This window comes from Streptomyces aureus, assembly GCF_000725495.1.
Lineage (GTDB): Bacteria > Actinomycetota > Actinomycetes > Streptomycetales > Streptomycetaceae > Streptomyces > Streptomyces aureus_B.
In genome coordinates this window covers 113,794-138,652 of sequence record NZ_JNZD01000030.1, presented here as the reverse complement: position 1 = coordinate 138,652, position 24,859 = coordinate 113,794, and the positions used below count along the sequence as shown (strand labels likewise).

Here is a 24,859-nt window from a genome sequence, read left to right as displayed (position 1 = left end):
TGATGAAGAGCGTGGACCGTTACCGGCTGACCTTCACCCATCCCGGACCTGACGACCGGATGGTGACGGACGAGGTGGTCGTCGAGCGGACGACGGCCAGCGGGCCGGGCGGTCACCCGGTGTACAGCGATCCCACCGGCATCCTCCGCGCCGAGATCAGCCCGGCGGGCGAGGTCCGCATGCTGGCCAGCGGGGCCTACCAGTCGCCGATCAACCCGGTCGCCGAACCGCTCTCCTGACCGTCGCCGGGACCGGCCGGGGGAACGCCCGGGCCCCCGGCCGGCAGCTCCCTGGCGTAGGTGAGCGCCGGGAGCCCGTTCAGCTCGGTCCGTCCTGTGAGGGTGAAACCGGTGCGGTCCAGCACCTTCCGGGAGGCGGTGTTGCCGACGGTCGCGGCGGCCCGCAGGGTGCGCAGCCCGTACGGGCCCGCCGCCAGGCCGCAGACCTCCCGCACGGCGGCCGTGGCGAGTCCCCGGCCCGCCGCCCGCTCGGCGACGCGGTAGCCGAGGTCGGCCGAACCGTCCGCCACGTCGACCAGATTGAGACGGGCGAGGACCGTGCCGTCGTCGTCCACCACCAGGTGGAAGTGGGCGAGCCCCGCCCCCTGTTCGTCCAGACGCTCGCGAAGGACCGAGTCGAACCGGGTGAAGAAGGCGTCGCCGCGGTCGGGGATCGACGCCGCGAAATAGGCGCGGTTCTCCCGCTCGAACGCGAGCAGCGCGTGCGCGTGGCCGGTACGGAGACGTTCGATCCTGGGCATCCGGCCATGCTAGGGAGGCGCCCGGGCCGCGGCACGCGGTTTTCCGGGCGCTCCGGCGGGCGCCTGGAAGGCTCCGACAGGCGCCCGCCGGGGGTGCCTACGGCTGGTCGCCCTCCGGGTCGATGTGGGGCAGGATCCGGTCGAGCCAGCGCGGTGTCCACCAGGCGCGCGGACCGAGCAGGGTCATCACCGCCGGGACCATCAGGAGCCGTACGACCGTGGCGTCGATCAGCACGCTCACGGCGAGTCCGAGGCCCAGCATCTTGACGACGATATTGTCGCTCACGATGAACGCGGCGAAGACGCTCATCATGATCAGGGCCGCGCAGGTGATCACCCGCGCGGTGATCTCCAGCGCATGCGCGACGCTGGCCTTCGCGTCCCCGCTGCGCAGCCAGAACTCGTGGACCCGCGACAGCAGGAAGATCTCGTAGTCCATGCTGAGCCCGAAGATGATCGCGAACATCATCATCGGCACATAGCTCTCGATGGGCACCTTGCCCGAGACGCCGAGCGCGGGCCCGCCCCAGCCCCACTGGAAGACGGCGACGACGACACCGTAGGAGGCGGCGATGGACAGCACGTTGAGGATCGCCGCCTTGAGCGCGACGAGAATGCCGCGGAACACGATCAGGATGATGATGAAGGCGAGCCCGACCACCACCGCGATGATGAGGGGCAGTCGGTCCGCGACGATGTTGCGGAAGTCGACCTGCGCGGCCGTCGTGCCCGTGACATAGCCCTTGGCGGAGTAACCGGCCACGGCCTTGGGCAGGGTGTCGTCCACCAGACGGTTCGTCAGGTCCGTGGTGTCCTGGTTCTGCGGAGACACCTTGGAGTAGACGGTGCCCACCAGCACGTCCCCGTCCTTGGTGGCCGTCAGCGGGGTGACCGCGGCCGCACCCGACACACCGGCGACCGTCTTCTGCGCCTGTGACGCCAGTGCGGAGCGCTTGTCCGACGGGACGTCCGTCTGGTCGACGACGACCGTCAGCGGGCCGTTGGAGCCGGGCCCGAAGGAGTCCGACATGATGTCGAACGCCCGCCGGTCCGTGAAGGAGGTGGGGTCGGCACCGTCGCCGATGTGCCCGAGCTGGATGGTGAACACCGGGATGGCCAGGATGCACACCGTCAGGAGGCCGCCGGCCAGGAACCACCAGGGGCGCCGCTCGACGCGCTGCGCGTAGCGGTGCCAGGTGCCGGTGACGGGCGCCCCGGGTTCGGCGTTCGTCTCCGCGATCGGCGTGCGCACGTGGTAGCGGTCGATGCGCCTGCCGATGAGCCCGAGGAGGGCGGGGACGAGGGTCAGCGCGCCGATCACCGCCGAGACGACCGTGATGGCCGCCGCGAGGCCGAGCTTGCTGATGAACGAGACTCCGGAGACGGAGAGTCCGGCCAGCGCGATGATGACGGTGCAGCCCGAGACCAGGACGGCCCGCCCGCTGGTGGTGGTGGCCCGGCCCGCCGCGTGCACCGGGTCGGCGCCGTTGATGAGGTTCTGCCGGTGACGGGTGAGGAGGAAGAGGGCGTAGTCGATGCCGACGCCCAGCCCGATCATCGTGGCGAGCGTCGGTGACACGGTCGCGAAGGTCGTCGCGGCCGCGACCAGGCCGAGGATGGCGAGCCCGCCCACGACGCTGACCAGGGCGGTCACCAGCGGCAGCCCCGCCGCGATGACGCTGCCGAACCCGACGAGCAGGACCACGATCGCCACCGCGAACCCGATCAGCTCGCTGATCCTGTCGTTCGCCTCGGGTCTGGCCAGTTCGCCCAGCGGCCCGCCGTACTCGACGTCGACACCCGCGGAGCGGAGCGGCTGGACGGCGCTGTCCACGCCGTGGAGGTAGTCGTCGCCGAGGGTCGAGGGCTGGACGTCGAAGCGGACCGTGATGTAGCCCGTCTTCCCGTCGCTGGACAGCGGGCCCACGTTCGGCTGCTGGGACTGGCTCGAGGACGGATTGGACCCGGGCGGCGGCAGCGGGTTCTGCGCCGACAGGACATGCGGCAGCTTCTCCAGCGAGCTGACGGTCTGGCTCATCTGGGAACTCAGATCGGTCAACGGCTTCTGCGTGTCCCGCATGACGATCTGGCTGCTGTAGCCGCCCGCCGCCGGGTCGTGCGCCTTGAGTACGTCCAGTCCCTCGGTCGACTGCACTCCTGGGAGTTGGAAGTTGTCGGAGTACTGACCGCCGAACGAGTGGTTCAGCCCCTGGAGCACGCCGAGCGCGACGAGCCACGCCACGATGACGATCACGAAATGGCGGGCGCACCACTCACCCAGCCGCTGCAGTACCCCGGGCCTGGTCGGCCCGCTGGCTGAAGGGGCTTGTGTCGCCGACATGGGCAGCTCCTGCTCGAGGACGACTCCTCCGACTCCGTCATTAAACGATGTGACGATCATCGCGGCCCGCCGAGCGCCACCTCCTCCCCGCAGTCCGGTGGACCCGGCCGACGGCCGTGCCGTTCGGGGTCCGCCCCGTTCGGGGTCCGGCCCGTCCGAGGTCCGTGCCGTCCGGCGGAGGATCTGTCGATCCGGCCGGTCCCCGTTCGTTCGGTGGGTGGGACACCGGCGCCGGGCCGGTGGGAGGCGAAGGCTGTGATGAGGATGCGCGATGTGCGGACGCTGCTCGAGGGACGCGGACTGCTGGAGTCGCCCCGCTGGCACGGGGACCGGCTCTTCCTCTCCGACTGGAGCGCGGGCGAGGTCCTCGCGCTGGATCCGGCGACGGGCCGGGCGGAGGTGGTCGCGCGGGTGGCGTCGCTGCCGCTGTGCACCGACCGGCACCCCGACGGCGGGATGCTGATCGTCTCCTCGGCGGACGGCCTGCTGCTCCGCCGCGCGTTCGACGGCTCCCTCGTCCCGTACGCGGACCTGGGGCGGCCGGGCTGGAACGACATCGTGGTCGACGGACGCGGGAACGCCTACGTCAACCGGGCCGGGTTCGACCCCCTGGCGGGCGAGGAGTTCTCGCCCGGCTCCGTCTCGCTCGTCACCCCGGACGGCTCGGTGCGCGAGGTGGCGGACGACATCGCCTTCCCCAACGGGATGGCCGTGACGCCCGACGGCTCCACCCTGATCGTCGCCGACTCGTACCGGCACGCCCTGGTCGCCTTCGGCATCGCCCCGGACGGCACCCTGTCGGACCGCCGTGTCTGGGCCGACCTGGGGGAGGGCACCCCGGACGGCATCTGTGCCGACGCGCGGAACGCGGTCTGGTACGCCGACGTGCCGGGCCGGTGCTGTGTCCGTGTCGCCGAGGGCGGCGCCGTGCTCGACCGGGTGGACCTCGACCGCGGCGGGTTCGCCTGCGCGCTCGGCGGCCGGGACCGGCGGACCCTGTTCGTCGTCGCCGCCGTCTGGCGCGGCATGACGGAGCCGGGACTGGTGGAACCCGGCTCCGGCCGGGTGTTCGCCACCCGGGTCGAGGTGCCGGGAGCGGGCCGGCCCTGACGCGCGGGCGTCCGCCCCCGGCGCCGGTACCGGGCGGGCGCCGTCAGGGATCCGCGCAGCGGTCGTACAGCCCTCGCACAGCGGTCGCACAGGTTCCTGCGGGGGGCCGCGGTGACCCGCGCGCATGCCCCGTCCTCCGCAAACGCCGCACGTGGAAAGGGGTTTCGGGGCGGGGGCGTAGGGATAACCCTCGATCGCCATCAAGCCCATGTCATGGCTAGGTCAAAAGTGCAATCCTTCCCACACCTGTGGGACAGGTCGTCCATGGCCTGCCCACAGTCGCGTTCCCGCGCGCCCCTGCTCAGCTCTTCCCGGACAGCACATCCCGTCTGCCCGGTCTGTCACCGGCCGCCGACCGCGGCCGAAGCAGTAGGAGTACGAGTGAGACGTTTCCCCCGTCAGGCGACCGCGGCCGGAGCCCTCGTGGCCACCGCCGCGTTCCTGGCCGTCGGCATACAGACGGTCCCGGCTGTCGCCAAACCCTCCCCCCACGCAACCCCCCTGCGCACGGGGGGACTCGAGGCCAAGCTCACTCCGGCCCAGCACCTGGCGCTGCTGACGAAGGCATCGAAGCAGACCAAGGCCACCGCCGGAACCCTGGGCCTCGGGTCGAAGGAGAAGCTGGTCGTCAAGGATGTCGTCAAGGACAACGACGGCACCCTGCACACCCGTTACGAGCGCACCTACGCCGGCCTCCCGGTGCTCGGCGGCGACCTCGTGGTCCACACCCCGCCGGCCTCGCAGGCGACGGGCACGGTGAGCACGACCTTCGCCAACAAGCACACCATCAAGGTCGCGAGCACCACCGCCGCCGTCACCAAGGCGGCCGCCGGAGCCCAGGCCCTCAAGACGGCCAAGTCGCTCAAGGCGGAGAAGCCCGCGACGGACAGCGCCCGCAAGGTCATCTGGGCCGGCACCGGTACCCCCAGGCTCGCCTGGGAGACCGTGGTCAGCGGTGTCCAGGACGACGGCACGCCGAGCAAGCTGCACGTCGTCACCGATGCCACCACCGGCAAGGAGATCACCCGCTACGAGGGCATCCAGACCGGTACCGGCAACACCCAGTACAGCGGCTCGGTCACGCTCAACACCACGCTGTCGGGATCGACGTACCAGCTGACGGACTCCACCCGCGGCGGCCACAAGACGTACTCGCTGAACAACGGCACGTCCGGCACCGGCACGCTGATGACGGACGCCGACGACGTCTGGGGCACCGGCGCGGGTTCCAACACCCAGACCGCCGGCGCGGACGCCGCCTACGGCGCCCAGATGACCTGGGACTTCTACAAGAACACCTTCGGGCGCAGCGGCATCAAGAACAACGGTGTCGCCGCCTACTCGCGCGTCCACTACAGCACGGCGTACGTCAACGCCTTCTGGGACGACAGCTGCTTCTGCATGACCTACGGCGACGGCACCAGCAGCACCCACGCGCTGACCTCGCTGGACGTCGCGGGCCACGAGATGAGCCACGGCGTCACCTCCAACACCGCGGGCCTGAACGGCACCGGCGTGGAGTTCTACGCCAACAACTCGACCGACGTGGGCGACTACCTCATCGGCGAGAAGATCGACATCAACGGCGACGGCACCCCGCTGCGTTACATGGACAAGCCGTCCAAGGACGGTTCGTCCGCCGACTCCTGGTACTCCGGCGTCGGCAACCTGGACGTCCACTACTCCTCGGGCCCGGCGAACCACATGTTCTACCTGCTCTCCGAGGGCAGCGGCTCCAAGACCATCAACGGCGTCACGTACAACAGCTCGACCTCCGACGGTGTCGCCGTCGCGGGCATCGGCCGCGCCGCCGCGCTGCAGATCTGGTACAAGGCGCTGACGACGTACATGACGTCGACCACCAACTACGCGGGCGCCCGCACCGCCGCGCTGAACGCCGCGACCGCGCTGTACGGCGCGAGCTCCACCCAGTACGCGGGTGTGGCGAACGCCTTCGCGGGGATCGCCGTCGGCGGTCACGTCACCCCGCCGACCAGCGGTGTGACCGTCACCAACCCGGGCAGCCAGTCCTCCACCGTCGGCACCGCGGTGAGCCTGCAGATCGCGGCCAGCAGCACCAACAGCGGTTCGCTCAGCTACTCCGCGAGCGGCCTGCCCACCGGCCTGTCGATCAGCAGCTCCACCGGCGCGATCACCGGGACCCCGACCACCGCCGGAACGTACAGCACCACGGTGACCGTCACGGACAGCACCGGGGCGACCGGCACCGCGTCGTTCACCTGGACCGTCAGCTCCTCCGGTGGCGGCGGTACCTGCACCTCGGCGCAGCTGCTGGGCAACCCGGGCTTCGAGTCCGGCAACACCACCTGGACCGCGAGCAGCGGAGTCATCACCACGGACTCGGGCGAGGCGTCCCACGGCGGCTCGTACAAGGCCTGGCTGGACGGTTACGGCTCCACGCACACCGACACGCTCTCGCAGTCGGTGACCATCCCCAGCGGCTGCAAGGCCTCGTTCACCTTCTGGCTCCACATCGACACCGCCGAGACCACCACCAGCTCGCAGTACGACAAGCTGACGGTCACCGCCGGATCGACCACGCTGGCCACGTACTCCAACCTCAACAAGGCCACCGGGTACAGCCAGAAGACCTTCGACCTGTCCTCGTTCGCCGGCTCCACCGTCACCCTGAAGTTCAGCGGTGTCGAGGACTCCTCGTTGCAGACCAGCTTCGTCGTGGACGACACGGCCGTGACGACCAGCTGACCCCCGGTACAGGGAATCCCCCCACGACGGCGACGTGGGTCCTCCGCGAGGAGGCCCGCGTCGCCCGCCGTCGTCCGGGGCTACTCGAACCGGGAGGGGTCACCCGCCCCGAGGCGCACGAGTTCGGCCCCGCCGCCGGAGAAGTCGACGACGGTCGTCGGCTCGGTGCCGCAGTCGCCGGAGTCGATGACGGCGTCCACCACGTGGTCGAGCCGGTCCTTGATCTCCCAGCCCTGCGTCAGCGGCTTGTCCTCGTCCGGCAGGAGCAGGGTGCTCGACAGCAGCGGCTCGCCCAGTTCGGCGAGGATCGCCTGCGCCACGACATGGTCGGGGATACGCGCCCCGACGGTCTTCTTGCGCGGGTGCAGCAACCTGCGCGGCGCCTCCTTCGTCGCGGGCAGGATGAAGGTGTAGCTGCCGGGCGTGGCCGCCTTGACCGAGCGGAAGACCGCGTTGTCGATCCGTACGAAGTGCCCGAGCTGGGCGAAGTCCTCGCACATCAGCGTGAAGTGGTGGCGCTCGTCGAGCTGCCGGATCGAGCGGATGCGGTCGATCCCGTCCCGGTTGCCGAGCGCGCAGCCGAGGGCGAAGCAGGAGTCCGTCGGGTAGACGATCAGCCCGCCGCTACGGACGATCTCCACCACCTGCGAGATGACGCGCCGCTGTGGGTTCTCCGGGTGAACGTCGAAGTACTTGGCCATGTTTCGAGCCTAAGGGCTGTTCCCGGCGGCACCCGCCCGGACAGCACCGGCCGCCCGTGGAAGGGGCCCCCGCCCCGGGCGTCCGGCCGGTGACACCGGCTCCGGCCGCGTGCCGGAAATATCCCGGTCACGGCTATGGGAACATCGAGGCCCGCTCGCTACCCTCCGCCGCATGATTTCCACGGTGGTCTGGGGTACCGGCAATGTCGGCCGCGCGGCCATCCGCGCCGTCGACGCCCATCCGAAACTGAAACTCGCGGCCGTTCTCGTCCACGACCCCGGCAAGGCCGGCCGTGACGCGGGCGACCTCGCGGGACTGGAACACGGCCTCGGCGTGGCGGCGACCGACGACATCGACGCCGTCCTGGCCTCGGGCCCCGGGGCCGTGGTCTACGCGGCCACCGGTGACATCCGCCCCGACGAGGCCCTCGCCGACATCGCGCGGGCGGTCCGGGCCGGCGCGGTGGTCGTCACGCCCGCCCTCTACCCGCTCTACGACCAGCGCAGCGCACCGCCCGAGTTCCGGGACCCGGTGCTCTCCGCGATCGCCGACGGCGGCGGCTCCCTGTTCGTCTCCGGGGTGGATCCGGGCTGGGGCAACGATGTCCTGCCCCTGCTGATCAGCGGCCTCGGCACCACCGTCGACGCCGTCCGCTGCCAGGAGATCTTCGACTACTCCACGTACGAACAGGAGGAGTCCGTACGGTACTTGGTCGGCATGGGGCAGCCGATGGACTACGAGCCGCTGATGCTCGCCCCCTCCGTGCCGACCATGGTCTGGGGCGGCCAGATCCGGCTCATGGCACGGGCCCTGGGCGTCGAACTCGACGACATCCGCGAGACGATGGAGCGGCGCCCGCTGACCGACACCGTGAGCACCCGCACCATGGGCGAGTTCGCGGCCGGCACCCAGGGCGCCATCCGCTTCGAGGTCCAGGGGATCGTCGCCGGGGAGCCCCGGATCGTCATCGAGCACATCACCCGGATCCACGCCTCCGCTGCGCCGGACTGGCCGTCGCCGCCCGACGGGGACGGCGCCCACCGCGTGATCATCGAGGGGCGCCCGCGGATCGAGGTGACCGTCACCGCCACGGACGAGGGCGAGAACCGCTCCGCAGGCGGGAACGCCACCGCGGTCGGCCGTCTGGTCGGCGCGATCGACTGGCTGGTGGACGCGGAACCAGGGCTGTACGACGCACTCGACGTCCCGCTGCGCCCCGCGGCCGGCCGACTCGGAAGGAAGTGACCCATGACCCTGCGCATCGACATCCCCGAGGGACAGGAACCGATCGGATACGTCTGGGGCGACCTGGTGCCCGGCATCGGCATGGCGGCCGCGAACTTCTCGCTGTCGGTGTACGAGCACACGACGCTGGGCCTGCGCGAGTTCGAGGCCGCCCGGCTGCGCATCGCGCAGATCAACGGATGTCTGTTCTGCCTCGACTGGCGCACGGAGCGGGACGGCGACAAGGTCGAGGAGGAGTTCGCGGACGCGGTGACCCAGTGGCGCACCACCGACGCCTTCGACGACCGGACACGGCTGGCCGCGGAGTACGCCGAGCGGTACGCCCTGGATCACCACGGCCTGGACGAGGAGTTCTGGGCCCGGATGACGGCGCTTTACAGCCAGCGGGAGATCGTGGAGCTGACCATGAGCGTCGGCTCCTGGCTGGCGTTCGGCCGGCTCAACCACGTCCTGGGTCTGGACGCCGTCTGCGTGCTGCCGACCCATTGAGCACCCCGGGCCCGTCCCCCGGGACGGGTCCCGGGCCGGTCCGGCGATCCCTAGAGGTCCACGGCGATGATGTTCTCGATGTTGCGTTCGGCGAGGGCGGTAATGGTGACGAACGGATTGACGCTGGTGTTGCCGGGGATCAGCGCTCCGTCGATGACGTACAGGCCCGAATAGCCTTGCAGGCGGCCGTAGTTGTCGGTGGCCTTGCCGAGCACGGCGCCGCCGAGCGGATGGTACGTGAGGTGGTCGCCCCAGATCTTGTACACGCCGAACAGATCGGTCCGGTAGATCGTTCCCTCCTTCGCGTTGATCTTGTCGAAGATCGTCTTGGCCATGTCGATGGCGGGCTGCTTCCAGGCCGTCTGCCAGTTGAGGTCGACGGCTCCGGTGGAGGCGTTCCAGGTGAACCGGGCGCGGTTGGGGTTCTTGGTGATGGACAGATAGAACGAGGCCCAGGTCTCGATGCCGGTCGGCAGCGGCGCCACTTCGGCGAAGGCGCCGCCCGCGGCCCAGTTGTCGATGCCGCCGCAGGGGATGCTGGCCTGGAGCGAGCCGGTCGGATCCCAGATCTGGTTCGCACGGCCGCACATGACGTTGCCGTTGTCGCCCCAGCCCTGGCCGATCTCGCCGTTGAGCGCGGGCAGGGCGCCGGTGGCCTTCAGCTTGACCAGGAGCTTGCTGGTCCCGACGCTTCCCGCCGCGAAGAACACCCGGTCCGCGGTCACCGTCTTGGTGGCCGTGGTGTCACCGGTGGTGTTGATCTGGTCGATCAGGACGGTGTAGCCGCCGCCGGCCGCGGGCGCGACCGAAGTGACCTTGTGCAGCGGTGAGATGGTGACCCGTCCGGTGGCCCTGGCCTGGGCGAGATACGTCTTCTGGAGCGACTTCTTGCCGTAGTTGTTGCCGTAGAGGATCTCCCCGGCGAGGGCCGACTTGGGGACAGTGCCCGCGGCCTCCTGCTTCATGTAGTCCCAGTCGTACACGTCCGGTACGAACACGAACGGGAAGCCGGAGCGCTGGGCCTGCTTCCGGCCGACCCGGGCGTACTGGTAGCAGTCGGTCGTGTCGAACCACGCGGGGTCGACGAGGCCCGTGCCGAGGGTGGCGTTGGCGCGCGGGTAGTAGGTCGCGTACATCTCGTCGGCGTTCACCGACGGGAGGATGGCGCCGAAGTTCTCCCGCTTGGGTGTGACCGCCATGCCTCCGTTGACCAGGGAGCCGCCGCCCACGCCCCGGCCCTGGTACACGATGATCTGGCCCATCTCCTCGGCGTCCAGGATTCCCGTGTAGCGGGGGATGTCCTTGTCGATCGGGAAGCCGAGGAAGTTGCTGAGGGGCTGCTTCGTCCTCGTGCGCAGCCAGTACGAACGCTGGTCGGGGCTGGTCGTGTTGGCGAAGATCTTGCCGTCCGAACCGGGGGTGTCCCAGGCCATGCCCATCTCGACCATCTGGACGTCGACGCCCGCCTGGGCGAGGCGCAGGGCCGCGACCGAGCCGCCGTATCCGGTGCCGATGACGAGGACCGGAACATGCGCTCCGGAAGGGATCGCCGTGGCCGCCGAGGCGATCCGGGCGGGGGCCGCGACGGCGCGGCCGGCGAGACTCACTGTCCCAATAATAGAACCTGTTCCAGCCATGAATCGTCGGCGCGAAACACCCCTGGAATCGTTGGTCCGCTGGTTGTTGTCACCCACGTGACACTCCTCACTCTCGACGAGTGGGAACAGGTTCTACTGTTACCGGCTTGTCAAGTCACTACATACCGGTTGGTAACTTCTGTCCGATCTTGGGGTGATCGGCGACCTCTGGCCGACTTGCCCTTGACTTCACAAGACCCTCGCGCGACATTCCTGACGCCGCATCAGAACCCGTACGGCGGGGGCCGGCCGCGCCCCCGGAGCAACGGAACGCCTCCCCTTTCCCCCGCCCCGCTGGAGTGCCCTGCCATGTCCCCGAGCGCGGATCCCGACGGACGCACCGACCCCCTCCCGGCTCCCGGCCCTACCCGGCGCAGTGTGCTCGGCACGGCCGCAGGAACGGCCCTCGCGCTCGCCGCGGGCACCGCCGGTGCCACCGGCTCGGCCGCCGCGGCGGACCTGCCCCTGCTCGGAACGTACGACGTGGTCGTGGCCGGCTCGGGAGCCGCGGGGATGACCGCGGCGCTCACCGCCGCGAAACGAGGGCTGAGCTGTCTGGTCGTGGAGAAGGCGGCCACGTTCGGGGGCTCGGCGGCCCGCTCGGGCGCGGGCATCTGGATCCCCAACAACCCGGTGATCCTCGCCGCCGGCGTCCCCGACACCCCGGCGAAGGCCGCCGCCTACCTCGCGGCCGTGGTCGGCCCGGACGTCTCCGCCGACCGGCAGCGCGCCTTCCTCGCCCACGGACCGGCCATGATCTCCTTCGTCCTGGCCAACAGCCCGCTGCGCTTCCGCTGGATGGAGGGATACAGCGACTACTACCCGGAACTCCCCGGCGGCCTCGCGGGCGGGCGCTCCATGGAGCCCGACCAGCTCGACGGCACCCTCCTCGGAGCCGAACTGGCCCGTCTGAACCCGCCGTACATGGCCGTCCCGGCCGGCATGGTCGTCTTCAGCGCCGACTACAAGTGGCTGACCCTCGCCGCCGTGAGCGCCAAGGGCGCGGCCGTCGCCACCGAGTGCCTGGCCCGCGGGACCACCGCGGCCCTGCTCGGCCAGAAGCCGCTGACCATGGGCCAGGCGCTGGCGGCCGGGCTGCGCGCGGGCCTGCTCGCCGCCCAGGTCCCGGTGTGGCTGAACACCCCGCTGTCCGACCTGCTCGTCGAGAACGGCGCCGTCACCGGCGTGCTGGTCACCCGCGACGGCACGCCCGGTCTGGTCAGGGCCCGGCGCGGGGTCGTCGTCGGCTCCGGCGGGTTCGAGCACAACGCCGCAATGCGCGCCGAGTTCCAGCGGCAGCCCATCGGGACCGCCTGGACGGTGGGCGCCAAGGAGAACACCGGCGACGGCATCCAGGCCGGCCGGCGCGCCGGGGCCGCGCTCGACCTCATGGACGACGCGTGGTGGGGCCCGGCCGTCCCGCTGCCCGACCAGCCCTACTTCTGCCTCGCCGAACGCACCCTGCCCGGCGGGCTCCTCGTCAACGCCGCCGGCGCCCGCTTCGTCAACGAGGCCGGCCCCTACAGCGACGTCGTGCACACCATGTACGACCGGAACCCCACCGCGCCGGACATCCCGGCCTGGCTGGTCACCGACCAGAACTACCGCAACCGCTACCTGTTCAAGGACGTGGCCCCGACGCTCCCGTTCCCCGACTCCTGGTACACCTCGGGCGCCGCCTGCAAGGAGTGGACCCTCGACGCCCTCGCCGGCCGGATCGGTGTCCCCGCCGCCGCCCTGCGCACCACCGTCAGCCGCTTCAACGGCCTGGCCCTCGCCGGCAAGGACCCCGACTTCCACCGCGGCGACAGCGCCTACGACCACTACTACACGGACCCCGCGGTCCTCCCGAACTCGGCCCTCGCCCCGCTGTGGCTGCCTCCGTTCCACGCGTTCAGGATCGTCCCCGGCGACCTCGGCACCAAGGGCGGTCTGCGCACCGACGCCCGCGCCCGCGTCCTGCGCCCGGACGGCACGGTGATCCCCGGCCTGTACGCGGCGGGCAACGCGAGCGCGGCCGTCATGGGCCACAGCTACGCGGGAGCGGGGTCGACGATCGGCCCCGCGATGACCTTCGGCTACATCGCCGCCCTCGACCTCGCGGCGACCTGACGGAGCGCGGCCCTCAGGCTCCGCCGCCCCGGCCCCTCGCCTCCGGGGCCGCCTCGTCGCTCCCGCCCCGCTCCTCGGGGAGCCCCGGGGACAGGACCAGGACGGAGACGTCGTCGCGGATGGACGGGCAGAACCGTACGAGGTCCTCCCACAGGTGCTCGACGAGCGCGTCGGAGGACTGCTCGGCGAACCCGGCCAGCCGGTCCGGCAGCGGATAGAAGGCGCCGGTGTCGTCCCGGCTCTCGCTCACGCCGTCCGACGCCATGAACAGCCGGTCGCCCGGCTCCAGCTCGACGGTGCGCCCCCGCGGCGGGGACAGCTCGAAGAACCCCAGCCCCAGCGGGGGCCCCGGCCGGCTGTCGAGCTCCAGGACCTTCCCGTCGCGCAGCAGCAGCGGGGCGGGATGCCCGCAGGACACCAGCCGCACCGTGCCGGCGCCGGGCGGGAACTCCAGGAGCAGCGCGGTGGCGAAGAGTTCGGCGTGGTCGACCGACGAGGAGTCCACCACCAGCCTGCGGTCGAGCCGCGCCGCGGCCGCCTCCAGGTCGCCCTGGTCCAGCACCGTCTCCCGGAACGCCCCGAGCAGCGAAACGACCGTCCCCACGGCCGACAGCCCGTGTCCCTGCACGTCGCCCATCACGGCCCGGACCCCGAAGGGGCCGTCCCGCACGTCGAAGAAGTCGCCGCCGACCAGGGTCTCCTGCTGCGCGGGCCGGTACAGCCCCGCGCACCCGACCGCGCCGACGCGGTCGGGCAGCGGCGGCAGCACGGCGAGCTGAGCGGCCTCCGCCACCGAGCGCACGGTGACCAGATGCGCGTCGCGGCGGCTGCGGACCAGGGCCACGAACACGCTCAGCACGGCGATGAAGCTGATGGTGAGGAGGTCCGCGTTGCCCGGATGGTTGAGCTGGAGCGCCGGGATGTTCAGCAGGACGACCACGACGGCACCGAAGACGGCCGTCGCCACGGGCCCGTAGGAAAGGACGGCCAGGGAGGGGATCGCGCCCAGCAGGAACCCGATGTCGAGTGGCTCGCTGCTGACCAGCTCCGCCACGCACACGCCGACCAGGAGGAGCGGCGGGAGCAGCCGGACCCAGCGCGGAGGGGGTGAGCCGCGCAGCCAGCCCCGGTGGTCGTCCCGCTTCCCGGGCGCGGCCTTCGTGGCCATGGCACTCCTTCCTTCGCCACCACGCTCCTCCCTTCCCCGGCGTCGCGCACGTTGATCGGTTCGCGGACGGGGGCGGGGCCGGAGAGGGACCGACGGGGCGAGGGGGGGCGGAGCGGCGGGGCGTGGGCGGGGCCCAAGGGGGGATGGGCCCGCGTGGGCGGAGCCCGAGGGGGCCCAGGTAGCCCGCGGGCGGCAAGGAGCCCCGCCATCACGGGGATGAGATGACGGGGCTCCTCGGACCGGGTGCCCCGCCGCATGAGTTTCATCCCCCGTCCCTGTCCTCGTTCTCGTCTCCGCGGGGAGGCCCGGATCTCCGTCCCGGGGCATGGTGGAGGGGTGACAGGACTGGCCGTGCTGTTCGCGCTCCTCGGGGCCGCCAGCAACGCGATGGGAACGGCGTTCCAGCGCAAGGCGGCCTCCCGTGTCACCGAGGGCGGCGGGCTGCGGTTCATCCTTCGCCTCGCCCGGCAGCCGCCCTGGCTGATCGGCATCGGCGGCGTGATCGGGGCGGCACTCTTCCAGGCCCTCGCGCTGGCGAACGGGCCGCTGTCCCTCGTACAGCCCCTGTTCATCCTGGAACTGCCCTTCGCCTTGATGATCGCCGTGCCGCTGCTGCACCGCCGCCTGTCGCCCGCGGCCTGGCAGGCGGTCGCCGCCGTCGTGGCCGGGCTCGGGCTCGTCCTCCTGTCGGCCGCGCCCTCGGGGGCACGCTCGTACGCCTCCATGGAGCGCTGGATCCCGGTGCTGGTCCTGTGCCTGGGAGCGGTGGCGGTCGCGGTCGTCGCCGCCCGTCCGGGCCGCCCGCCGCTGTTCCGGGCCGCCGTCCTCGGATCGGCGTCGGCGATCAGCAACGCGCTCACCGCCGCGCTCCTCAAGTCGGCCATGGGCACACTCGACGACGACGGCTTCACCGCCTTCCTCGGCGCGTGGCAGACCTACGGATTCGTCGTCACCGGCATCACCGCCGTCCTGCTGCTGGAGAACGCCCTCCAGGCCGGCCCCCTGGCCGCCTCGCAGCCCGCGCTGACGATCGGCGACGCGGCGCTCAGCCTGGTGCTCGGAGTCACCCTCTTCGGCGAGACGATCCGCACGGGCTGGTGGCTGCTGCCCGAGCTGCTCGGCGCCGCGCTGGTCCTGTGGGGCGTCCTGCGGCTGACCCGGGTCGTTCCGCACCTCGCGGACATGGCCCACTGACCCCGTCCGGGCCGGTCCGGGACGGGCGATTCGGACCCGGAACCGGGGGAGAGGCAAGGGGGTCCGGCCGAATCACATCGACTGGCCCGCCGTCGCCCGCTTAGTGACGGCCGGGACGGGACAGATCAATGTGGTGACGAGTCGGATCGAAAATGTTCGGGAACTGATCGCGCGGACCCGGTATGTCGTCTTCGGCTTCGACGGTCCGCTGTGCCAGCTGTTCTCCGGGCCCTCGGCGACGGCCGTCGTCCGGGCCCAGCGGGACTGGCTGACGGAACAGGGCCTCGCCGCGGTGCTCACCGAGGAGGAGCACGGGCACGCGGACCCCTACCGCGCCCTGGCGGCACTGACCGGACGGCATCCCGGGAGCGAGGCGGCCGCCCGCCTCGACGCGTGGCTCGGCCGGACCGAGCAAGAGGCGGTGCGCACCGCGATGCCGACGGCGTACGCGGACCCGCTGGTCCGCACCTGGGTCGCGGTCGGGGCACGGCTCGCCGTCGCGACCGACACCTCGGCGCGGAGCGTCACCTCGTATCTGAACGCGCGGGACCTCACCCCCTGCTTCGCCCCGCACATATTCGGCCGTACCCCGGACCCGGACACCCGGGCGCCGCGCCCCGGGGTCCTGGAACTCGCCCTCGACACCATGGCGGCCGAACCGGAGACCTCGCTCGTGATCGGCGGCACGCCCGCGGAACACGCGGCGGCCCACCGGGCAGGCGTTCCGTTCCTCGGATACGCCCGCCATCCCGTCCGCGCGAAGGCGCTGCACGAGGCGGGTGTGCCCCCGCAGAGCGTCACGGCGTCCCTGGAACCGCTGCTGCACGCCCTGCGGCGGCGGCCCTGATCCGGCCGCTCGGCCATACGAGGGGAAAACCCGCCCGAAACTCGTGTGCATGCATCCCGGGAAGCCGGGCACCAGCATCCTGAGACAGCTCGGGAAGCTACCCCCCTGGCGAAGCCCGAGCTGCACGGCCCCGCAGGCAGCCACTCCCCCCGGCTGCCGGCGGGGCCGCACTCGTACCGCGGGGTCCGCCCCGCCGCCCGCGCGGCCGGGTGGACCCCGCGGCCGGGCGCCCTCCCGCCCTACTCGACCCGGATGCCGACGATGCAGGTGTCGTCGTCGGTGTCGGACCTGCTGTAGGTCAGGAGCCGGTCCAGCTGCTGGTCCAGCGTCCCGGAGGTCGTCCGGGCCGCGGTGAGCAGCTGCCGCAGCGACACCTCCACCGAGCGGTCGCGCCGCTCGATCAGACCGTCCGTGTACATCAACAGCGTGTCGTGGACCTCCAGCTGGACCTCGTCCTCCTCGAACGTCGCCTCGGGGACGGCACCGAGCAGGATGCCCTTGAGGAGCGGCAGCGGGCTCGCGTCCGCGTCCCGGACCAGGACGGGCGGGAGATGTCCGGCCCGCGCCCAGCGCAGCACACGGCGCTCGGGGTCGTAGATCCCGCAGACCGCGGTGGCGGTGACCCCGCCCGTCAGGTGGTGCGCCACGATGTTGAGCCAGGACAGCAGCTGCCCCGGCCCCGCGCCCGTCACGGCCAGTCCGCGCAGCGCGTTGCGCAGCACCACCATGCTCGTCGCCGCCTCTATGCCGTGACCGGCCACGTCGCCGACGCACAGCAGGACCAGCCCCGAGGACAGCACGACGGCGTCGTACCAGTCGCCCCCGACGAGCTGTTCGGTCTCCGCCGGCCGGTAGCGCACCGCCACGTCGAGCCCCGGGGCCCGCAGCGGCGCCTGGGTCGGCGGCATGATCGCGTGCTGCAGCTGAAGGGTCAGCCGGTTGCGCTCATGGGCCTGCTGCTCGGTGTGCGCCAGCTGGTCGCGGGTGACCGCCAGCGCCACCTCGGTCCAGTGCTGCGCCGAGATGTCCTGGTAGGCCCCGCGCACCGCGAACAGCCGGCCCTCGGCGTCGAGCACCGGCTCGGCCACCACCCGGATGTGCCGGGTCACGCCGTCGGGACGCTGCAGCCGGAACGCGGCGGTGGCGGGCCGGCGATGGTGCAGCACCGTGCGCAGGAATCGGCCGATGCCGACGGCGTCGTCGGCATGGGCGTGCGCGGCCAGCTCCTCCAGCGGGACGGGCGCGCCCGCGGGGGAGCGGCCGTACAGATCGAAGAGCGTCTCGTTCCAGATGGTCTCGCCGGTCAGCAGGTTCTCCTCGAACCCGCCGATCCGGCCGAGCCGCTGCGCGTGCTGGAGCAGACTCGCAAGGCGTGCCGTCTCGTCCTCTATGCGCCAGATGAGCAGCACGGTCCCGCCGTGCCGGCTGACGTTGATGTCCGCCACGGCCGACAGCGGCACCTGGTCGACCAGCGCGGTCAGATCCATGCGGCGGGCCCGGAACGGCTCCCCGGTCGCGTAGACCCGCTCGACGCAGGCGAACAGGCCGCTCTGTCCGGCGGCCAGCGGATAGGCCTCCAGCAGCAGCGCCCCCTGGACGGTGCCGCGCGGCCGGCCGGCCGGGTCGAGGAAACGCCCGTTCACATGGCGGATGCGGAAGTCGGCGAGCCGTCCCTCGTCGTCGAGCTGGGGCACGAGGACCAGGGCGGGATCGTGCAGTCCGTCCACCAGGTCGATGAGTTCGCAGACGTCGGCGGTGCCCCGTACGTCCTGGCAGTCGCCCGGCAGCGCGTGGGTCTCCAGGGTGTGCGAGCACAGTTCGGCCAGCGCCTCGACCTGACGGACGACCTGTGGCGGCTGCGGCCCGAGGACCGAGGGCCAGGCGATCTCCAGGACGCCGTGGATGCGGCCCCCGGAACCGGCCGGCACCGCGACCCGGCCGCCGTCCGGATGCTCCGTGTGCCCGATGGTCGGCAGTCCGGTGCCCGCCAGCGAGGGCACCCACCGCGCCGCACGGTCGGACAGGGCGCGGCGCGCCACCGTCGCCACCCCCGGAGGAACGTAACGCCAGCGCCGGGCCTCCGCCGCCGAGAACCCCGCGCTGCCCGCCAGGGACAGCGAACCGTCCGCGTCCGCCGCCCAGATGGCCACGGCGACCGCCCCGAGCGGGGTGAGCGCGTGCTGGAGCAGGGAGTCGGCCACCGCCTGGGTGTCTCCTGCCGCCAGGGCGCCGCTCTCGGCCGCGCGCAGTCGCACGGCGGGAGCGTCGTCCCGCGACGGCCGCTCACCCGTCGCGGACAGGAAGGTGCTGGTCACCTCCGAGAGCCGGTCGTGCGCCGCCTGGTTGATGATCTCGACCGCGAGCTGGAGCTGCGGCACACGGGCCTGGGCGGCCAGCTCGGTGAGCTGACGGGCGGCCTGTGCCGGTCCGCATCCCAGCCGTTCGACCAGGATGCCCTTGGCCAGCTCGATCAGGGCGCGCCCGTCGGCCTCGGCCTGGGCGGCCCGCACCTCGTGGCGCAGCCGCTCGACGGTGGCCGCGAGCCGGCCCACCGGGGACGTCCTGGGCGTGCGCGTGAGATCGCCGGTGGGCCCGGCGTCCAGTGCGTCGTCCGGGGGACCGGGGGCGTCCGCGTCCGCGCCGGTCGTCTCGGGACTGTTCATCGTGCGGCCGCTCCTGGGCGGGGGAGGGGCGGCCGCGGCGGGAGTCCCGCCGGGCGGCCGCGGCGGGCGGTGCCGGGTGTCATGTCACTCCCCGAGCCAGCGCCGGACACACGCGATGAGGTCCTCGGTGTCCACCGGCTTGGTGACATGGTCGCTGGCACCCGACAGCAGGCTCTTCTCCCGGTCGCCGGGCATGGCCTTCGCCGTCACCGCGATGATCGGCAGGTCGGCGTACTCCGGCATCCTGCGGATCTCGGCGGTCGCGGTGTACCCGTCCATCTCGGGCATCATCACGTCCATCAGGATCAGCGCGACCTCGGGCCGGCCGAGCAGGGTCTCGATGCCCTTCCTGCCGTTCTCCGCGTGCAGCACCTGGAAGCCGTGCAGCTCCAGGATCCCGCTGAGCGCGAACAGATTGCGGGCGTCGTCGTCGACGACGAGGACCGTACGGCCCTGGGAGGCGCCGTCGACCGGCCCCGCGGGCAGATGCCTCGCCTCCTCCGCGCGGACCAGCGGCACCACGTCGCCCGGCTGCTCCGCGGACAGGTGCAGCGCGATCCGCTCGCGCAGCTCGTCCAGGCTGGACAGGAACTCCAGCGAGCGGGCGCCCGAGCGCGACTGGAGCGCACGCTCCTGCGCGAGGTCGACCCGGCTGCCGTTGTGGACGAGCACAGGCACCGTCGCCAGAGCCGAGTCGCCCTTGGCGGCTTCGAGGAACCGGGCCGTCTCGCCCTCCGGCATGCCGAGTTCGAGCACGACGCAGTGCCACGGCTCCGCCGCCAGCGCGCCGGCGGCCTCCTGCGCCCCGACGACGGTGACGACGTCCACGCTCTCCCGGGCGTCCCCCTCGTCACGGCTGCGGGCCACGTCCCCGACCGCGCTCTCGGCCACCAGCGTCAGCAGACCCCGCGGCCGCTCCTCCACGACCAGCAGCCGGCGGCGCCGCTGGCGGGGCAGGCTGATCGTGCCGGAAGCGGAGTGCCGGGGTTCGGTGTGCGCCGCGGAGTCCTCCTGCGGGGCCGGCTCCGCGGTGCGGACACCCGCCAGCAGCTCCTCGAACTCGGGCCGGGCGACCGGCAGGAAGAGCGTGAACGTGCTGCCCTGGCCGGGCGTGCTGTCCACGGTGACCGCTCCGCCGAGCAGATGGGCGATCTCACGGGTGATGGACAGACCGAGACCGGTGCCGCCGTACTTGCGGCTCGTGGTGCCGTCGGCCTGCTGGAAGGCGCCGAAGATCGTCTCCAGCTGCTGCTCCGGGATGCCGATGCCGGTGTCCTTGACCCGGAACGCGGCGATCGTGCCGCCCCGCCGGACGCCCGCGGGGATCTCCTGGTCGGCCGCCGGTTCGATGCGCAGCTCGACCCGGCCCTGCTCGGTGAACTTCACCGCGTTCGACAGCAGGTTGCGCAGCACCTGCCGCAGCCGGGAGTCGTCGGTGAGCAGGTCCACCGGGGCCCCGGGAGCCGTGCTGACGGTGAAGTCCAGGCTCTTCTGCGAGGTCATCGGGCGGAAGGTGGCCTCGACGTACTCGAGCAGCTGTCGCAGCGGGACCCGCTCGGGGGTCACGTCCATCTTGCCGGCCTCGACCTTCGACAGGTCGAGGATGTCGTTGATCAGCTGGAGCAGGTCGGAGCCCGCGGAGTGGATGATGCCCGCGTACTCGACCTGCTTGGGCGTGAGATTGCGGGACGGGTTCTGCGCCAGCAGCTGGGCCAGGATGAGGAGGCTGTTGAGCGGGGTCCGCAGCTCGTGGCTCATGTTGGCGAGGAACTCGGACTTGTACTTGGACGCCAGCGACAACTGCTGCGCCCGGGCCTCCAGTTCCTGCCGGGCCTGCTCGATCTGGAGGTTCTTCGCCTCGATGTCGCGGTTCTGCGTCGCGAGCAGGGACGCCTTGTCCTCCAGCTCGGCGTTGGAGCGCTGGAGCTCGTCCTGCTGGACCTGCAACTCCTCGGAGCGTGCCTGGAGTTCGGCGGTCAGCCGCTGCGACTCGCCCAGCAGCTCGTCGGTACGGGCGTTGGCCACGATGGTGCTGACGTTGACCCCGATCGTCTCCATCAGCTGTTCCAGGAAGGTCCGGTGACCCTGGGTGAAACGGGTCACCGAGGCGAGCTCGATCACTCCGAGGACCTGTTCCTCGACGACGATCGGCAGCACCACCAGCGCGGTGGGCGCGGTCCGTCCGAGGCCCGAGGAGATGGTGACGTAGCCCGGCGGCACCTCGTCCACGGTGATCGCCCGCCGGCTGCGCGCGGCCTGTCCGACGAGCGAGCGGCCCAGCGGGATGCGTGTGGGTCGCCCGTCCTCGTCCGGGTAGCCGTAGGACCCGACGAGCCTGAGCTCGGTGCCCTTCGTGGTCTCCTCGGCGAGGTAGAAGGCCCCGTACTGCGCGGCGACCAGCGGGGTGAGCTCGTCCATGATGAGGTCGGCCACCACGTCCAGGTCGCGGTATCCCTGCATCAGACCGGAGATACGGGCCAGGTTGGTCTTGAGCCAGTCCTGTTCCTGGTTGGCGCGGGTCGTCTCCCGCAGCGACTCCACCATGGAGTTGATGTTGTCCTTCAGGTCGGCGACCTCGCCCGAGGCCTCCACCGTGATGGACCGGGTCAGGTCGCCCTCGGCCACCGCTCCGGTGACCTCGGCGATCGCGCGGACCTGGCGCGTGAGGTTGCCGGCCAGCTCGTTCACGTTCTCGGTCAGCCGCTTCCAGGTGCCCGAGACGCCCTCCACCTCGGCCTGGCCGCCGAGCCTGCCCTCGCTGCCGACCTCGCGCGCCACGCGGGTGACCTCGGCGGCGAAGGCGGAGAGCTGGTCGACCATGGTGTTGATGGTCGTCTTGAGTTCGAGGATCTCGCCGCGCGCGTCGACGTCGATCTTCTTGGAAAGGTCGCCCTTGGCCACCGCCGTCGTCACCAGGGCGATGTTGCGCACCTGTCCGGTGAGGTTGTTGGCCATCGAGTTGACGTTGTCCGTGAGGTCCTTCCAGGTGCCGGCCACGTTGGGCACGTGCGCCTGGCCGCCGAGGCGTCCCTCGGTGCCGACCTCGCGGGCGACGCGGGTGACCTCGTCGGCGAACGCGGACAGCGTGTCGACCATCGTGTTGATGACGTCGGCCAGCGCCGCGACCTCGCCCTTCGCCTCCACGGTGATCTTCTGCGACAGGTCGCCGCGGGCGACCGCGGTGGCCACCTGGGCGATGGAGCGGACCTGGCCGGTCAGGTTCGACGCCATCACGTTGACGTTGTCGGTGAGGTCCTTCCAGGTGCCCGACACACCCCGCACGGTGGCCTGCCCGCCCAGGTTGCCCGCCGTGCCGACCTCGCGGGCGACGCGGGTGACCTCGTCGGCGAACGCGGAGAGCTGCTCGACCATCGTGTTGATGGTCTCCTTGAGTTCGAGGATCTCGCCGCGCGCGTCGACGGTGATCTTCTGCGACAGGTCGCCCTTGGCGACCGCGGTGGCCACCTGCGCGATGGAGCGGACCTGGGCGGTGAGGTTGCCCGCCATGAAGTTCACGGAGTCGGTCAGGTCGCGCCAGGTGCCCTTGACGCCCTTCACGTCGGCCTGGCCGCCGAGGCGTCCGTCGGTGCCGACCTCGCGGGCGACGCGGGTGACCTCGTCGGCGAACGCGGACAACTGGTCGACCATCGTGTTGATGGTGTTCTTGAGCTCCAGGATCTCGCCCCGGGCATCAACGGTGATCTTCTGGGACAGATCTCCCTGGGCCACCGCCGTGGTGACCTGGGCCACGTTGCGGACCTGGGCCGTGAGGTTGCCGGCCATGAAGTTCACCGAGTCGGTGAGGTCGCGCCAGACGCCGCCGACGCCGGGAACCTGCGCCTGCCCGCCGAGGCGTCCGTCGGTGCCGACCTCGCGGGCGACGCGGGTGACCTCGTCGGCGAACGCGGACAGCTGGTCGACCATCGTGTTGACGGTCTCCTTCAGCTGCAGGATCTCGCCCCGGGCGGGAACGTCGATCTTCTGCGAGAGATCGCCCTTGGCGACCGCCGTGGCCACCTGCGCGATGTCGCGGACCTGTGTCGTGAGGTTGCCCGCCATCGCGTTGACGGAGTCGGTGAGGTCGGCCCAGGTGCCCGAGACGCCCGGCACCTCCGCCTGGCCGCCGAGCGTGCCCTCGGTACCGACCTCGCGCGCCACCCGGGTCACCTCCGAGGTGAACACGGACAACTGGTCGACCATGCCGTTGAACACCGTGGCGATGTCGCCCAGCAGACCTCCGGCCTCGTCCGGGAGCCGGGTGCCGAAGTCGCCGTCGCGCACGGCGGTCAGGCCGGCCAGCAGTTGCCGCAGCTCCTGCTCACCCGGTGTCCGTACGGACGTCCCGCTCGCTGCCCTGGTCATGGCCACCCTCGTTCCGCTCCCCAGGAGTCCCGTGTCACGGAACTCGGAACCGCGCCGGGCCCACGGACGGCCCCCCGCCTGTCCGTGGGGTTCCCGCAGATCACGGGTCATCCCGTCAAGAAAATACGCCGCAGGCTAACCCAGATCACAGGACCGGAACAAAGCGTGCGGGGGAATTCCTCGACGGCCCGGGAATGTGGCCGGTGACAGGAATAACTCGCGGCGAACGGGATAGACAGGACCCTCTCGTTCCCGGTCACCGGGGCCGGGCGCGCGAAACGCCGTCGGCCCGCCCCGGGACCGGAGTCCGGGGCGGGCCGACGGGATGGCCTCAGAGGCGCTGACCTGCGCGGGCGTCAGGCGACCGCGGGATCGAGCAGCCCGGCGCGCAGCCGCTTGATGATGCGGGTGATCAGCCGGGAGACGTGCATCTGGGAGATGCCGAGTTCCTCACCGATCTGCGCCTGGGTGCGCTCCTCGACGAAACGCAGATGAATGATCCGGCGCTGCCGCTCGTCGAGCTGGGCGATCAGCGGGGCCAGCGAGTTGAAGTCCTCCACCAGTTCCAGCGAGGGGTCCTCCTCGCCGATGAAGTCCGCGAGGACCGCCTCGCCGTCCGCACCGCCGTCGGCCGTCAGCGCCGCGTCGAGGGACGAGGAGTTGTAGCCGTTGGACGCCTTGCGCGCCTCGATGACCTCTTCCTCGGACAGGCACATCAGCTCGGACAGCTCACGGGTCGTCGGCGTACGGCCGAGGCGGGTGCGCAGCTCCTCCGTCGCCTTCGCCAGCTCGACGCGAGCCTCCTGCAGCCGGCGCGGCACGTGCACGGCCCAGCTCGTGTCACGGAAGAAGCGCTTGATCTCACCCACGATGTAAGGCACCGCGAAGGAGGTGAACTCGACCTCGCGGGTCAGCTCGAAACGGTCGATGGCCTTGATGAGCCCGATCGTGCCGACCTGGACGATGTCCTCCATCTCGCCCTGGCTGCGGCTGCGGAAGCGCGCGGCGGCGTACCGCACGAGCGAGAGGTTCATCTCGATCAGGGTGTTGCGCGCGTACTGGTGTTCGTGCGTGCCCTCCTCCAGAACGGCGAGCCGGTCGAAGAACTGACGCGACAGCTCCCGCGCGTCCTTCGGGCTGATCTTCAGCGGCTCGTCGATCAGCGGAAGAACCCCGTCCGCGGTCGTCGCTGCCTGCTGCGCCGTGTCCGTTGCCCTCGCTGCCGTCACGGCTGCCATGCCGCCCACCCCACATCGTCCTAAGGAATTGATGACAGGGCCCGTCTGCCCTGCATCACACCGCTCATGCCAACCGATTCCGGAATTCCGCGAGACGCGTAGGTCCCGCCCCGCGCGGACGCCGGATCGGGGGTTGCTTCCGGCCGGGGACACCGTTCGGATGCAGCGACGTAAAATGCTTCACGGGGTGAGTCCGTGGGCAGCTACGTGGGCATCGGGTGGGGAGTCGGCCGGGCGCAGGCGCGCCGCTCCGTGGCGTGCGCC

General features: G+C 71.5%; 16 protein-coding genes. 8 read left to right on the top strand and 8 right to left on the bottom strand.

Features of this window, described 5'->3' with window-relative positions:
• The first annotated feature begins 2 nt into the window (after positions 1-2).
• Complete coding sequence (locus tag IO36_RS30595) at positions 3-239, top strand: DUF6296 family protein (protein WP_037624498.1); 237 nt, start codon at positions 3-5, stop codon at positions 237-239.
• Here IO36_RS30595 and IO36_RS30590 read toward each other — a convergent pair.
• Positions 197-760 (bottom strand): GNAT family N-acetyltransferase, encoded by a 564-nt coding sequence (locus IO36_RS30590; RefSeq protein WP_063764921.1) that lies wholly within the window; start codon positions 758-760, stop codon positions 197-199. The genes IO36_RS30595 and IO36_RS30590 overlap by 43 nt on opposite strands.
• A gap of 97 nt (positions 761-857) precedes the next feature.
• Positions 858-3,101 carry an MMPL family transporter gene (locus tag IO36_RS30585; RefSeq protein ID WP_037624377.1) on the bottom strand — a complete coding sequence of 748 codons (2,244 nt, stop codon included), beginning with the start codon at positions 3,099-3,101 and terminating at the stop codon, positions 858-860.
• Positions 3,102-3,374: 273 nt separating this feature from the next.
• On the opposite strand from IO36_RS30585, the gene IO36_RS30580 reads away from it, so the two are divergent.
• Complete coding sequence (locus tag IO36_RS30580) at positions 3,375-4,211, top strand: SMP-30/gluconolactonase/LRE family protein (RefSeq protein ID WP_245173546.1); 837 nt, start codon at positions 3,375-3,377, stop codon at positions 4,209-4,211.
• A 381-nt stretch (positions 4,212-4,592) separates the two neighbouring features.
• Positions 4,593-6,938: a M4 family metallopeptidase gene (locus tag IO36_RS30575; RefSeq protein ID WP_245173545.1), complete on the top strand. Its 2,346-nt coding sequence runs from the start codon at positions 4,593-4,595 to the stop codon at positions 6,936-6,938.
• An 80-nt stretch (positions 6,939-7,018) separates the two neighbouring features.
• On the opposite strand, the gene IO36_RS30570 is transcribed toward IO36_RS30575, so the two are convergent.
• Positions 7,019-7,639 carry an L-threonylcarbamoyladenylate synthase gene (locus tag IO36_RS30570; RefSeq protein ID WP_037624375.1) on the bottom strand — a complete coding sequence of 207 codons (621 nt, stop codon included), beginning with the start codon at positions 7,637-7,639 and terminating at the stop codon, positions 7,019-7,021.
• Between the two features lie 172 nt (positions 7,640-7,811).
• Between IO36_RS30570 and IO36_RS30565 the strand changes: the two genes are divergently transcribed.
• Together IO36_RS30565 and IO36_RS30560 are read left to right on the top strand one after the other, a co-directional pair.
• Entirely contained in the window at positions 7,812-8,885 is a 1,074-nt protein-coding gene (locus IO36_RS30565; protein WP_037624374.1) for an NAD(P)H-dependent amine dehydrogenase family protein, read from the top strand.
• A 9-nt stretch (positions 8,886-8,894) separates the two neighbouring features.
• On the top strand, positions 8,895-9,374 hold the full coding sequence (locus IO36_RS30560; RefSeq protein ID WP_037624492.1) for a carboxymuconolactone decarboxylase family protein: 480 nt from the start codon (positions 8,895-8,897) through the stop codon (positions 9,372-9,374).
• A gap of 50 nt (positions 9,375-9,424) precedes the next feature.
• Here IO36_RS30560 and IO36_RS30555 read toward each other — a convergent pair whose 3' ends face one another.
• Positions 9,425-11,011: a GMC oxidoreductase gene (locus tag IO36_RS30555; RefSeq protein WP_051901071.1), complete on the bottom strand. Its 1,587-nt coding sequence runs from the start codon at positions 11,009-11,011 to the stop codon at positions 9,425-9,427.
• 309 nt (positions 11,012-11,320) lie between these two features.
• Here IO36_RS30555 and kstD point away from each other — a divergent pair, with 309 nt between their 5' ends.
• Complete coding sequence (gene kstD / locus IO36_RS30550) at positions 11,321-13,123, top strand: 3-oxosteroid 1-dehydrogenase (RefSeq protein ID WP_037624372.1); 1,803 nt, start codon at positions 11,321-11,323, stop codon at positions 13,121-13,123.
• A 13-nt stretch (positions 13,124-13,136) separates the two neighbouring features.
• On the opposite strand, the gene IO36_RS30545 is transcribed toward kstD, so the two are convergent.
• Positions 13,137-14,291: a PP2C family protein-serine/threonine phosphatase gene (locus IO36_RS30545; RefSeq protein ID WP_051901070.1), complete on the bottom strand. Its 1,155-nt coding sequence runs from the start codon at positions 14,289-14,291 to the stop codon at positions 13,137-13,139.
• A gap of 387 nt (positions 14,292-14,678) precedes the next feature.
• Here IO36_RS30545 and IO36_RS30540 point away from each other — a divergent pair, with 387 nt between their 5' ends.
• Together IO36_RS30540 and IO36_RS30535 are read left to right on the top strand one after the other, a co-directional pair.
• Positions 14,679-15,485, top strand: coding sequence for a DMT family transporter (locus IO36_RS30540; RefSeq protein ID WP_051901085.1), 807 nt, complete (start codon positions 14,679-14,681; stop codon positions 15,483-15,485).
• Between the two features lie 133 nt (positions 15,486-15,618).
• A complete protein-coding gene (locus IO36_RS30535; protein WP_051901084.1) occupies positions 15,619-16,332 on the top strand; it encodes an HAD family hydrolase in 714 nt (237 codons plus the stop codon).
• Between the two features lie 239 nt (positions 16,333-16,571).
• On the opposite strand, the gene IO36_RS30530 is transcribed toward IO36_RS30535, so the two are convergent.
• From IO36_RS30530 to IO36_RS30520, 3 genes are all read right to left on the bottom strand, one after another.
• Positions 16,572-18,995: a SpoIIE family protein phosphatase gene (locus tag IO36_RS30530; protein WP_078943537.1), complete on the bottom strand. Its 2,424-nt coding sequence runs from the start codon at positions 18,993-18,995 to the stop codon at positions 16,572-16,574.
• 84 nt (positions 18,996-19,079) lie between these two features.
• A complete protein-coding gene (locus IO36_RS30525) occupies positions 19,080-23,357 on the bottom strand; it encodes a HAMP domain-containing protein (RefSeq protein WP_037624370.1) in 4,278 nt (1,425 codons plus the stop codon).
• Between the two features lie 356 nt (positions 23,358-23,713).
• Positions 23,714-24,595, bottom strand: coding sequence for an RNA polymerase sigma factor SigF (locus tag IO36_RS30520; RefSeq protein ID WP_051901082.1), 882 nt, complete (start codon positions 24,593-24,595; stop codon positions 23,714-23,716).
• Positions 24,596-24,859: the final 264 nt, after the last annotated feature.

Coding starts and splice junctions, on each gene's coding strand:
- IO36_RS30595 (WP_037624498.1), top strand. CDS start 3: ATGAAGAGCGTGGACCGTTACCGGCTGACCTTCACCCATCCCGGACCT.
- IO36_RS30590 (WP_063764921.1), bottom strand. CDS start 760: ATGCCCAGGATCGAACGTCTCCGTACCGGCCACGCGCACGCGCTGCTC.
- IO36_RS30585 (WP_037624377.1), bottom strand. CDS start 3,101: ATGTCGGCGACACAAGCCCCTTCAGCCAGCGGGCCGACCAGGCCCGGG.
- IO36_RS30570 (WP_037624375.1), bottom strand. CDS start 7,639: ATGGCCAAGTACTTCGACGTTCACCCGGAGAACCCACAGCGGCGCGTC.
- IO36_RS30565 (WP_037624374.1), top strand. CDS start 7,812: ATGATTTCCACGGTGGTCTGGGGTACCGGCAATGTCGGCCGCGCGGCC.
- IO36_RS30555 (WP_051901071.1), bottom strand. CDS start 11,011: ATGGCTGGAACAGGTTCTATTATTGGGACAGTGAGTCTCGCCGGCCGC.
- kstD (WP_037624372.1), top strand. CDS start 11,321: ATGTCCCCGAGCGCGGATCCCGACGGACGCACCGACCCCCTCCCGGCT.
- IO36_RS30545 (WP_051901070.1), bottom strand. CDS start 14,291: ATGGCCACGAAGGCCGCGCCCGGGAAGCGGGACGACCACCGGGGCTGG.
- IO36_RS30540 (WP_051901085.1), top strand. CDS start 14,679: ATGGGAACGGCGTTCCAGCGCAAGGCGGCCTCCCGTGTCACCGAGGGC.
- IO36_RS30530 (WP_078943537.1), bottom strand. CDS start 18,995: ATGAACAGTCCCGAGACGACCGGCGCGGACGCGGACGCCCCCGGTCCC.
- IO36_RS30525 (WP_037624370.1), bottom strand. CDS start 23,357: ATGACCAGGGCAGCGAGCGGGACGTCCGTACGGACACCGGGTGAGCAG.
- IO36_RS30520 (WP_051901082.1), bottom strand. CDS start 24,595: ATGGCAGCCGTGACGGCAGCGAGGGCAACGGACACGGCGCAGCAGGCA.